General features: G+C 60.1%; 7 protein-coding genes and 1 pseudogene. 5 read left to right on the forward strand and 3 right to left on the reverse strand.

Features of this window, described 5'->3' with window-relative positions; translation table 11 throughout:
• Positions 1–7 precede the first annotated feature (7 nt).
• Together ACRXB1_RS19355 and ACRXB1_RS19360 are read right to left on the reverse strand one after the other, a co-directional pair.
• Positions 8–1,402: a selenium-binding family protein gene (locus tag ACRXB1_RS19355; protein ID WP_174362678.1), complete on the reverse strand. Its 1,395-nt coding sequence runs from the start codon at positions 1,400–1,402 to the stop codon at positions 8–10.
• 98 nt (positions 1,403–1,500) lie between these two features.
• Positions 1,501–2,391: a LysR family transcriptional regulator gene (locus tag ACRXB1_RS19360; RefSeq protein ID WP_174362679.1), complete on the reverse strand. Its 891-nt coding sequence runs from the start codon at positions 2,389–2,391 to the stop codon at positions 1,501–1,503.
• Between the two features lie 129 nt (positions 2,392–2,520).
• Here ACRXB1_RS19360 and ACRXB1_RS19365 point away from each other — a divergent pair, with 129 nt between their 5' ends.
• Positions 2,521–3,264 (forward strand): SDR family oxidoreductase, encoded by a 744-nt coding sequence (locus ACRXB1_RS19365; protein WP_449492909.1) that lies wholly within the window; start codon positions 2,521–2,523, stop codon positions 3,262–3,264.
• A gap of 73 nt (positions 3,265–3,337) precedes the next feature.
• Entirely contained in the window at positions 3,338–3,859 is a 522-nt protein-coding gene (locus tag ACRXB1_RS19370) for a hypothetical protein (RefSeq protein WP_449492910.1), read from the forward strand.
• A gap of 51 nt (positions 3,860–3,910) precedes the next feature.
• Here the strand turns inward: ACRXB1_RS19370 and ACRXB1_RS19375 are convergent, their stop codons facing one another.
• On the reverse strand, positions 3,911–4,846 hold the full coding sequence (locus tag ACRXB1_RS19375; protein WP_449492911.1) for a hypothetical protein: 936 nt from the start codon (positions 4,844–4,846) through the stop codon (positions 3,911–3,913).
• Positions 4,847–5,257: 411 nt separating this feature from the next.
• Here ACRXB1_RS19375 and ACRXB1_RS19380 point away from each other — a divergent pair, with 411 nt between their 5' ends.
• The 3 genes and pseudogenes from ACRXB1_RS19380 to ACRXB1_RS19390 form a co-directional block, all read left to right on the forward strand.
• A complete protein-coding gene (locus ACRXB1_RS19380; RefSeq protein WP_449492912.1) occupies positions 5,258–7,057 on the forward strand; it encodes a ShlB/FhaC/HecB family hemolysin secretion/activation protein in 1,800 nt (599 codons plus the stop codon).
• Positions 7,058–7,095: 38 nt separating this feature from the next.
• A complete protein-coding gene (locus ACRXB1_RS19385; RefSeq protein WP_449492913.1) occupies positions 7,096–10,251 on the forward strand; it encodes a two-partner secretion domain-containing protein in 3,156 nt (1,051 codons plus the stop codon).
• A 2-nt stretch (positions 10,252–10,253) separates the two neighbouring features.
• Positions 10,254–11,282 (forward strand): annotated as a pseudogene (locus ACRXB1_RS19390) (hypothetical protein); the annotation flags it as partial.

Genomic DNA, 11,282 nt, shown 5'->3' on the forward strand with positions numbered 1-11,282 from the left:
CAGGCGCTCATGGATAACAGTACGAGTCCGACGAACAATCGCCGCCTTCCAGCCTCACCTGATGCGGCCGGTGCGTCGAGGGCCACTCCACCAGAAAACGCGGATCGAATTCAATCCCGCCATCGGGCGCGGCATCGAGCTTCACCATCCAGCCCTTCAGACCTTCGGGATAAAACTGGTCATCGATCACGCCGTACAGCGAGTTGGTGAAATACACGCGGCGTCCATCGCGGCTGACTTCAACCATTTGCGGACCACCGTTCAGCTTGCGCCCATCCGCTTTCGGATGCGATTCGCGCGACACGATCCCGCCAATGCGTACTGTTCCCGTGAGCTTGGGCGCGAACGGATCGGAGACATCGTACTGACGCAGATCGCCCGTACCCCAACATGCGACGTAGAGAAAACGATCGTCCATCGACAAGTCGATATCCGTCACGAGCGGCGGCACCGCACCAAAGCCCTTGAGCATGGGCGGCAGCAGATCGGGATCGGCCGGCTCGGCCGGAATCTCGATGATCTTTTTGACCGCCCACTTGTCGCCATCGCGATACCACGTCCAGATCGATGACGACAGATCCTTCAGGCTGATCACCGAATTCACGAAGCCATAAGCCTTGGTCGGATCGTGTGCCGGACGCAGTTCGAACACGAGCTGGTTCTCTTCGCCGAAATCGATTTCCTGCTTGTGCTTGCGTGTATGCAGGTCCCAGAAGTGCAGCTTGTGGCCGTACTTTCCACCGAGCAGGATTTCTGGAACCAGGCCGTTCTCGAACGTGGCGGGCAGACCCCATTCGCTCGTGACCATGGTGTCGTGTCCCAGATGCCACCATGCGTCGTATGCGAGTTGTTGTGGGCCGCGGTCGATTTCCCATTGACCGCGTATGTCGAAGGTTTCGTGATCCATCAGGAAGATGCCGCCAGGCGCTTCGCCTTGCGCGTTGCCCAACGCCGCCACGTAGATGCCTTCAGGTCCGCAATGGATGGTGTGCGGCCTCGTATAACCGGCTTTCTCAGCGACTTCCGCGGGCTCGAGCACGCGCACGATCTTCGGATTGCGCGGGTCCGCCTTGGTATCGAGAATATGAATTCTTGATGACCGCAGACCCGGCACGACAAGATAGCGGCGTTCTGCATGCGGATGCGGCGCATTGGGACACAGGCACGAACTGCACGCGTTCCAGCCGAAATGATGCAACTCGTCGCCCGTGTTCGGCATGCTGACGTTGTTGAGCAATTGCGAATACGTCGGGGATGCGGGGTCCAGATCGATGATCGCGATGGCATCCGGCACCTGCCGTGTCGGGTCGAAGCTGGCGACGTAAGCAAAGGTCTCGGGCGGCGCCTTCATCGCCATGCGTGGGGAAGGATAGAAGCTCGGATCCGGTGTCCAGTTTGCCATGGTATGTCTCCAGGGAATCGCCACGCCGTTCGTTTTACCCGCAACTCGGGGATCAAATATACCCCGTTTGAGGGCACGGATTGGCGGATTAAAACGGCTTAAAAAGCCGCTTCAAAGATATCCCTCAGCCATTGCGCAAAAACCCTCACCCTCGACGACAACTGCCGGTTTTGCGGATAAAGCACGCTTACCGGCATGGGCGGCGGCGCAAACGCATCGAGCACGATCTTGAGCTTTCCTTCCGACAGTTCCTCCTTGACCCGATACCGCGGCACCTGGACCATCCCGAGTCCAGCCACTGCGGCGCCCGTATACAAATCCGCCCCGGTCACCGATAAAACCGCCGGCAACTGCATTTCGACCACGCGGTCATCGACGGTAAATTCCAGCGGGAACACGCGTCCCGATCCGCTCGATACATAATTCACCGCCCGATGTACGCTTAGACTTTCGAGCGTCAGCGGCTCGCCGAATTGCGCCAGATACGCGGGACTAGCGACCGTCACTTGTTCCATCAGCGCGACGCGGCGTCCGACCATCGATGAATCCTGCAGCGTCCCTGCCCGCAGCACGCAATCGATCCCCTCGCGCACCAGATCGACCAGCCGGTCGTCCTCGCCGATCTGCAATTCGATATCCGGGTACATCGCGATAAACCCCGGCAGCGCGGGCACCACAAAATTCTTCGCGAGGGTTCCCTGCACGTTCACACGCAGCAGACCCTTCGGCGCGACGTTGCGAAACGAGCCCTCGGCTTCCTCCATATCGGCGATCAGGCGTACGCAGCGCCGGTAGAACGCCTCGCCGTCGTGCGTGAGGCGCACCGTACGCGTGGTGCGCTCCAGCAGGCGCGTGCCGAGCCGTTCTTCCATGCGCTTGAGGAGGTTCGTCACCGTGGCGCGCGGTATCTGCAGGTCATCGGCGGCCTGGGTAAAGCTGCTGCGCTCCGCGATGCGAATGAACACCTGCATTTCCTGGAACCGGTCCATGGCTCACACACTCTATTGTTAAAGTAAATGGAACGATATTACCAAATATGAGGTGATTATCAATCTGCATCGATGATCGATACTTCAATCACGCACTGCCCATTTGCAACTCAACGAAAGGAGCGAATCATGAATGCAATCAAGAACAGCCAGGTAGCCATTGTCACGGGCGCATCGCGGGGTATCGGTGCTGAAGTGGCGCGGCGTCTCGCCGATGACGGGTTTGCCGTCGCCATCAACTACGCATCGAGCTCGAAAGAAGCCGATGCGCTTGCAGCGGAACTGACGGCGAAGGGTACGAAGGCCATCGCGATCAAGGCGGATGTATCGAAGGCAGATGATGTCCGCGCCATGTTCGATGCCGCCGAACAGCAGCTCGGCAAGATCGATGTGCTGGTGAACAACGCCGGTGTACTGAAGACCTTGCCGCTTGCCGAAACCTCCGATGCGCTCTACGACCAGACCTTCGGCATCAATGTGCGCGGCACGTTCAACACCCTGCGGGAAGCGGCGAAGCGGATGAACGACGGTGGCCGGATCGTGAATTTCTCGAGCACCACGCTTGCGCTGAACATGCCCGGCTACGCCATTTACAACGCGACGAAAGCCGCTGTCGAAGCCTTTACGCATGTGTTCGCGAAGGAATTGCGCGGCCGCGATATCCGCGTGAACGCGGTCGCGCCGGGTCCGATTGCGACCTCGCTTTTCCTCGATGGAAAAACCGAAGAGCAGATCCAGACCTTCGCCAAGATGCCGCCGCTGCAACGCCTGGGGCAACCGGAAGATATTGCATCGATTGTCTCGTTCCTTGCGGGCAAGGATTCGGGCTGGGTCAACGGACAGGTGCTGCGCGGCAATGGTGGTCTTGCCTGAGCGTTTGAATTTCCCATTGAAGCGTGCGTCGCCGTATGCGATCTCCGCGAAGCGAATGTGAGGACTCGAAGACGTGACTAAAACCGGGCGTTTTACCCGTGGCGCATGGCTTGGCCTTCTTTTGCTGACCGCCGCTGCATGCGGTCAGCAGGGCCACGCGAATGAGGGAGGTAACACGGCCATGAAGGCATCAACGACATATTTGTATCTGCTCAGGAAGACGCCGTTTTTCACGGCGCTGACCCATGAGCAGTTGCGCTGGACCATCGACCATTCGAAGGAATGGGAAGCGTATGCAGGGACGGTCGTGGCGGAGTGTGGGCCGGCGGTAAGCGATGATGCGTACTGGATCCTGCTCGATGGCCGATGGCAAGTCGAACGCGATGGCCACACATACCCGGCAGGACATGCCGATCCGGGGAAGTGGTTCGATTCATCGGAGACGCACGGAAGCTGCAAGCTGGTGACGACGGAACACAGCTACGTGATGAAGATCACCCGCGCTGATATGAACGATATGCTGATGCGCGGGTTCGGGTTTGGCGTGCATCTGGAGCAAGGGCGCGAGTATTACAGGACGATGTTCGCGCAGTGATCGCTCGAATCGCCATCGTTAAGGGATGCAAAGTAAAATCTCTGGGAAGCGCTAGACCGGCAGATCGTCGGTCGTGGCCGCACTCGACCGCCTGGCGCCTGTCAACGGCGGGATATCCACTACCACGACGACCTTGTTGTAACTCTGCCTGCCCGTGAATGGATGAACCACCCGTGTCGATGCGCGAAAAACACCCGGGATTCTTTCTTCGCGACGACCACCGATCGCCACGGACTGATAGATCGTCCACTGCATGGCCGCGGTCTTCATGCAAATAAAATAGATGCCCGATGCGGGTCCGCGAATCGCAGCTTCCCAGTAGTCGTTGACGTTTTGAGCCGGGAGGCCGCGCATGCGATCATCGGCATTGATGCTTTGCAGATGCTGAAAACCTTTGGCCGCGTAGGCCGCATCGTCGGCATACAGTCCGTTGTTGTCGTGACAGAACTTGATGAGCCCTCTAGCCGGATTGACGTAGATTCGCAGGGAACATCCATTCATACCGGCCGTGAGAGCCGTGGTATTCAACGGCACGTCATAGCTGACGTCACATTCGCCGACACCCGTCTCAACGTAGGGATACCAGTACGTCGTGCCGTCGCCACCGGGTGTCGTCGTCAGAGCGGAGACCGCGGTGCCAGACTCGTATTCAAGCGCCACGTCGAGGTTGGTGGCACCGTTCGTCCCAACAGCATCAAGATGGCGACCGCCTGCCACGATACAAGGGCCTCCGAGGTTCGATGCACCCAATTGCCGGAAGATCAGTGATCGTTGCGCAAGAAGGCTGAGCGGCGCGGCGCCGAACGTCAGCCAGTGATGTGAATTAAGTTCTTCTTCGCTCGGCATGGCGATTTCTTTCCTATGGTTTTTGGTTGTGAAAATCGGCGTAACGCGTCGACGGCGGCGGGATGCGCTGCGCATGTCAGCAGCGAATCGTCGATCCGTTTTCAATATCGGCGAGTTATTGCCGGTACTGCCGGTACTCATAGAACGCTGAGATCGCACGTTTATTCCATCGGCACGAAAAATCAAAGATCGTGGCAATCGCTGTGAAGTCGAGCTCCGCAGCATTGCGACCTGCATCCTTAAAGCTCAACGAAGATCGTTACAGCCCGAGAGCCCCTGGTTATCGGCGATGAAAGAAAGGTCGATCCGCCTTCGGGCTTGGGAAGCGCGTTGGCGTAGGCGACTTGCTTGGTACGAACGGGCGGAGTCACCTACTCTAACTTGACGTCTAAATCAACCGGAGCAATCACTCTACGAACTTTAGGAAATTACTGAGCCGTTATTCTGGAGTCCACACCTTAATATTGCGCCCCATTTGAAAGTGTTTCCATTCGTACCCAACGGGCTCAGGGACGTTGCCTTGTGCCGGGAATAATTCCGACCATTGAATCCATGATTCCAGTTCGCGCGACACGCCGCACGTTGTTTGCCCTCGCTGCAGGACTGGCTTTTCTGAGTGCAACGGGATATAGCGCGGCTCAAGTCGCGCAGATCAATGCACCAGGTATCGACGCCCAACGCCGTCAGGACGAACAGCGTCAGCAAACCGAGGAACGGGCGAGCGAACGGCCGAGCGTGCAGACTGAGGCGCCTGTTCTACCGGTAATTGATCTCGCTTCGTTGCCACAAGAAACGCCGTGCTTTGCGGTGCGCGAACTCCACCTGCTGCACAACCCGTTTGGTTGGCTCGATGCACTGTTGCAGCCAGTAATCGGTGCCTGCATCGGCAAGCAAGCGGTTCGCATCATTGGCGAAGCGGCAAGCAATGCGCTGATCGCGCGCGGCTTTATTACCTCGCGGGTGTTGATCCCTGAGCAGAACCTGGCGTCGGGTGTGCTGAACATGGAAGTGATTGCCGGGCGCGTGAGCGCGGTACGCGTTGCCACAGCGGAAGATTATGAACAGTCGCCGGCGGCGCCTTCCACCAAAGGGGCCGCCGAACAGCCTGGTGCCGCCGCTTCCAAAGTTGGCCGCGAGATTGGCTGGTCGCGCATGGTGCTTCCCACCTATCCAGGTGCAATCTACAACCAGCGCGATGTCGATCAGGCGCTCGAATCGATTCGCCGCTTGAGCGCTCAGGCCGTCACCGCCTTCGATATCCAGCCAGGCGACACCTTGGGGGAATCGGTACTACTCATCAAACCCGCCGCCGATCCGCTTATGAGCAAGCGCTGGCACGCGACCATAGGCGCCGACAACTACGGCATCGATTCGACCGGACGCTTTAATCTGAACGGCACGTTCACATTCGACTCGCCGCTGCACTTATACGATCAACTCACGCTCTCGGGCAGCACCAACGCCGACTTTACTGATCACCAGAAAGCCTCGCGCTCGGGGTCCGTCAACTGGAACGTCCCTATGGGCTACGCGTCGTTCTTCGTGAACGCGAGCACGTCGCGTTATCTGCAAACCGTGGCCGGATACATGGAGCCGCAGCAATATCGCGGTGACAGCGCCGAGGTCAATGCCGGGATGGGATACGTGCCATATCGCAGCGCATCGGCGCGCACCAGTGCCCAGGTCAAGCTCTATCACCGCTTTAATCACGCGTATCTCGATGCCCAGCCAATCGATTACCAGGCGCGCGATCTGATTGGCTTGGAGACGACGCTTGCGCATCAGCAATATTTTGGACCCGCGGTGGTGAGTGGTGGCATCGCCTGGCGGCAAACGCTCCTGGGCATGACCAAGCTGCCTGGCACGGTAATCGGCGAACCCGACTGGAACGGCAAGACAAAGATTCTGAGCGGCAATGTGCAGGCCACGATTCCGTTCACTGTTGCGAACCAGACGCTGCGGTACAGCGGCCAATTCAACTGGCAGCACGCTTATACGCCCCTGATTCCGAACGATGACCTGACCATCGGCTCCCCGTACACGGTGCGCGGCTTCGACGGTCAGACGACGCTTGCCGCCGAAAGCGGTTGGGTCTGGCGCAACGAACTCGGGCTGAGTTTCGCGGGACAGATGCCGTTCGTCGCATTCGATGCGGGACGGGTGAGCGGCCCCAATGTGCAGTATCTGCTGGGGCAAACCTTGATGGGCGCCGCGCTGGGCTTGCGTGGCCATGTTCCCGCGAGCATTTATGCCGCGATCGATTTCGAGGTCACGCTCGGCTGGCCAGTGGTCAAGCCTCGAGGTTTTCCGCGCGGCCCGGCGCTGATGTTCCAGGCGAGCACGCTGTTCTAGCACGCATAAAAACGATAGCAACAACAAGAGAGAGAAGCATGAATCAGGGTCGTTTCCGGTTAGTGTTCAGTGGTCTGCACGGCATGATGATGGCGGTTGCCGAGTTCGTGAGCGCACAGGGCAAAGCCGAAGCGGCGGGTGATCGGAGTGCTCCGGCCAGTGCGCATGAATCGTCTGACACGCCGTGGTTCGCCACTCGCACGTGCGCCTTCGCCGCGCTCTGCCTGTTCGGTCTGCAACCGCTTCTCATCGATGTAGCGCACGCGCAGGCCACGCTGCCCGTCACACCCGATCGCAACGCAAGCGGTGCGCATCCGGTGGTGAGCGTGGCTGGAAACGGCGTTCCCGTGGTCAACATCGTGGCCCCGAATGCGGCCGGCACGAGCCATAACAAGTACACGGATTACAACGTCGGACAAAAGGGTCTGGTTTTAAACAACAGCGGCCAGAACAGCCAGACGCAAACCGCAGGCTGGGTGCAGGGCAATCCGTTCATGGGCAACCAGAGCGCGCGGACCATCCTGAACGAAGTCACCAGCGGCAATCGCTCGCAACTGCTTGGCATGACCGAAGTCGCAGGCCGCGCGGCCAATGTCGTCATCGCCAATCCGGCGGGGATTTATTGCAATGGCTGCGGTTTTATTGCCGCGCCGCGCGTGACGCTCACCACGGGCGTGCCTGTGCTGGACGCCTATGGCGCGTTGAGTCGCCTCGATGTCATGCAAGGCGCAATCACGATTGACGGTCAGGGGCTCGACACGCGTGGTGCCAGTCAAACTGATCTGATAGCGCGTGCAATGGAGATCAACGGCCAGATCTGGGCGCAGCAACTGAACGCAACGGCAGGCGCGAATCAGGTGAACTACATCGATGGCGGTGTCACACCGATTCCTGGAACCGGTGCACGGCCGGTGGTCGCTATCGATGTGTCGGCGCTCGGCAGCATGTACGGCAACAACGCGGTGCGGCTGGTGGGCACCGAACTGGGCGTGGGTGTGAACCTCGGCGGCACGCTTAATTCGCTCACCGGCGATATCCAGGTGGCGAGCAACGGTGACGTCACGATTACGCCCAAGGGTGCGTTGCTCGCTGCGAACAATGCGCAGGTCAGTGCCACGTCGATTACTAACGCGGGGACGGTAGCAAGCGATGGCAATGTCGCGCTCATCGCGACCCAGGCGCTCACGAATGTGGGCACCGTCACGGCCAGAACGAATCTTGGCGGCACGGGCCAAAGCGTGGCGAATAGCGGCACGTTGGCGGGCGGTATCGCGACCGATGGCACCGTGAACGCGGCAGGCAGCGTGAGCGTCATTGCGTCGGGTGTGTTGCACAACAGCGGCACGATTCAGGGTGGGCAGAACGCACTGGTGCAAGCCGCGAACGGTGATCTGTCGAACGGCTCGATTCACGCAGCCAAGGTCGCCACGCTCGCCGTTGCAGGCGACGTGCTGCACACCAACGCAACGCTGGACGCGCCCTCGCTCGATGTGCGTGTTGGCGGGACGCTTACCAATCAGCACGGCTCGATTGCGAGTCAGGCACCGTTGAACCTGACGGTGGGCGCACTCGATAACCGTAGCGGCGTGGTGTCCTCGCAAGGCTCGCTCAATATCGATACCGCGAACGTGCAGAACGCCGGCGGCCAGCTTGTCGCGCAGCAGGACATTGCGGTGCGTGCGTCGAATATCGGCAATCAGGGCGGCACGATTGGATCGGTGACGGGCGCGGCGGCGGTATCGGCGAATGCGCTCGATAATTCCAGCGGCACGATCAGTGCCGCGCAGGCCAGCAGCGTCACCGCAAGCAACCTGACGAATGCGCAGGGGCACATCAGCGGCGATTCGGTAAACGTAGCAGCGGATTCGCTGGACACGCAAGGCGGCAAGATCGTCGCGGTTCACGACGCACGTGTTTCGGCCACCGGGAACCTGGGTAATTCAGCAGGAACGATCGGCTCACAACAGAGCAATGCAAGCATCACTGCCGGCGGCGTCCTCGCGAACGTCGGCGGCACGATTGCCAGCGCTGGCAACATCACGACGCAAGCGCAATCGCTCGATAATTCCAGCGGCATCATCAGCGCCGGTCAGACATTGAACGTCACGGCCAGCAACCTGACCAACGCATCGGGCCAAATGAGCGGCGACCAGGTCAATGTCGCGGCCAGGACGCTCGATACACACGCCGGCCAGATCATCGCGATCCATGACGTGACGGTATCGGCGAGCGGCGACCTGAACAATTCAGCGGGCACCATCGGTTCACAGCAAGGCGAGACGAGCGTTGCTGCGGGTGGCGCGTTATCGAATGCGAGCGGCACGATCACGAGCCGTGGCGGCACGAATGTCTCAGCGAACGCGCTGGATAACTCGAACGGCATTGTCAATGCCGCGAGGCAAACGGCGATTCGCGCGGTGAACGTGACCAATGCGAATGGCCAGATCGGCGGCGATACGGTGAGCGTTGCAGCTTCCTCAGTTGATACGCGTGGCGGCAAGATCGTCGCGGTCCATGACGCGACCATGACGGCGAGCGGTGACTTGAATAACGCAGCGGGCACCATCGGCTCGCAGCAAGGCAATGCCACGATTTCCGCGGGCGGCGCGTTGTCGAATACGAACGGCGGGCTGATCACCAGCGCGGATAATACAACGCTCGCCGCACGCTCGATCGACAACACCGCCGGCGCTATCAGTGCCGCGCATGCACTGACGCTTGACGGGCCGCTTACTTCGAATGCCGGTGGCGAGCTCAGCGGTGACACCGTAGACCTGCATGTTGATGGCATCTTGAACAATCGCGCGGGCCGCATCGTGGGCACGCGGGTTACGGATATCGACGGTGCAATCAGTGTCGATAACACCGGCGGCACGCTGGGCACCGCGCTTGGCGACTTCTCGCTGACGGTGAACGGGGCGATCGCAAACACAGGCGGCACGATTGCCAGCGGAGGAAACACCACCGTCAGTGCGCAATCATTCGACAATACCAACGGCACGTTCGCGGCCGCGAACCGGGCCACGCTCAGCGCCAACTCGGCGACCAACACGCGCGGCCAGATCAGCGGCAACGCGGTACAGGTTGATGTCGCCGACGCGCTGAATAATGTTTCTGGCCAGATCGCCTCTGCCAGCACGGTACGACTCAAAGCCGCAAATATCGATAACACGTCCGGCCAGATCACGATGTGAACGTGAACACGTCGGGCGATATTGCCAATAGCGGCTCGATCACGGCAGGCAATGCACTGACCGTCGCGGGGCAGAACGTCACGAACACTGCTGCTGGCGTCATCGCGGGCCAAGCGAGCACGCACGTGATCGCCGCGCATAGCGTGAACAACGACGGGTTGATAAACGGCGGCGACACGCGTATCGACGCGCAAGCCGTGACGAACACCGGGCGCATCTACGGCGACTCGATTGCCGTGAGCGCAGGCACGCTCGATAACGACATCAACGGGGAAGGCACCGCAGGCGTCCTTGCCTCACGTGGCGATATCGACTTGGGCGTGGGCACGCTAACGAACCGCGAAGGCGCATACATCCTGGCGAATAACGACTTGCGCATTGCCGGTGCGCTCGATGCGAGCGGACATGCGAACCGGGACACAACCGGCAACGCGCGCCAGGTCACGAACGACTCCGCGACGATTGAAGCAGGCGGGAACCTGACGATCGATGCAGCGCGCGTTGACAACCTGAATTCGCACTTCGCCACGGCCACGACGACGACCACCAGCACCGCGCCGCAGTTCTACTACATGCAGCCCGGCTCGGACGTGCTGCTTGGCGCCGCCAACACATGGTTTTATTTGAACGAAAGCAACCATCTGCACGCCCTGATGCCGGGCACGATCAATCCGAAGGACGCGTGGCACTCGCAAACCGAATACTGGACCATGCTTCTGCCCTCGACCCAGTATCCGCAAGCGCGCTACGGGCCGCCCTTTAACTACGATGGCGACACCACGCCCAACCGTAACGGCGAGGACGTACAACTCGGCAAGGGCCTCCATTCGATTCCCTATGCGATCAGTGCCGGCGGTAAATTCTGGACCACGGCGTACCCGGTGGGTCTCGCCTACTCGCCCGAGACGACCTATCAAACCGGCGCGGGCGACAATGTGCAGACGCTTACCGCGCCGGAAGCGTTCGCCTACACGCCAGACAACCCGATCTGGGCCGTCTTTGGTGTGAGCCCGCCCGCGGCGCTTGTGCCA

The sequence above is a fragment of the Caballeronia sp. M23-90 genome (assembly GCF_053574605.1).

What these genes read in the sequence shown, in the direction of transcription:
- ACRXB1_RS19355 (WP_174362678.1), bottom strand. Translation starts at nt 1,402, where the DNA reads ATGGCAAACTGGACACCGGATCCGAGCTTCTATCCTTCCCCACGCATG.
- ACRXB1_RS19360 (WP_174362679.1), bottom strand. Translation starts at nt 2,391, where the DNA reads ATGGACCGGTTCCAGGAAATGCAGGTGTTCATTCGCATCGCGGAGCGC.
- ACRXB1_RS19365 (WP_449492909.1), top strand. Translation starts at nt 2,521, where the DNA reads ATGAATGCAATCAAGAACAGCCAGGTAGCCATTGTCACGGGCGCATCG.
- ACRXB1_RS19375 (WP_449492911.1), bottom strand. Translation starts at nt 4,846, where the DNA reads ATGAGTACCGGCAGTACCGGCAATAACTCGCCGATATTGAAAACGGAT.
- ACRXB1_RS19380 (WP_449492912.1), top strand. Translation starts at nt 5,258, where the DNA reads ATGATTCCAGTTCGCGCGACACGCCGCACGTTGTTTGCCCTCGCTGCA.
- ACRXB1_RS19385 (WP_449492913.1), top strand. Translation starts at nt 7,096, where the DNA reads ATGAATCAGGGTCGTTTCCGGTTAGTGTTCAGTGGTCTGCACGGCATG.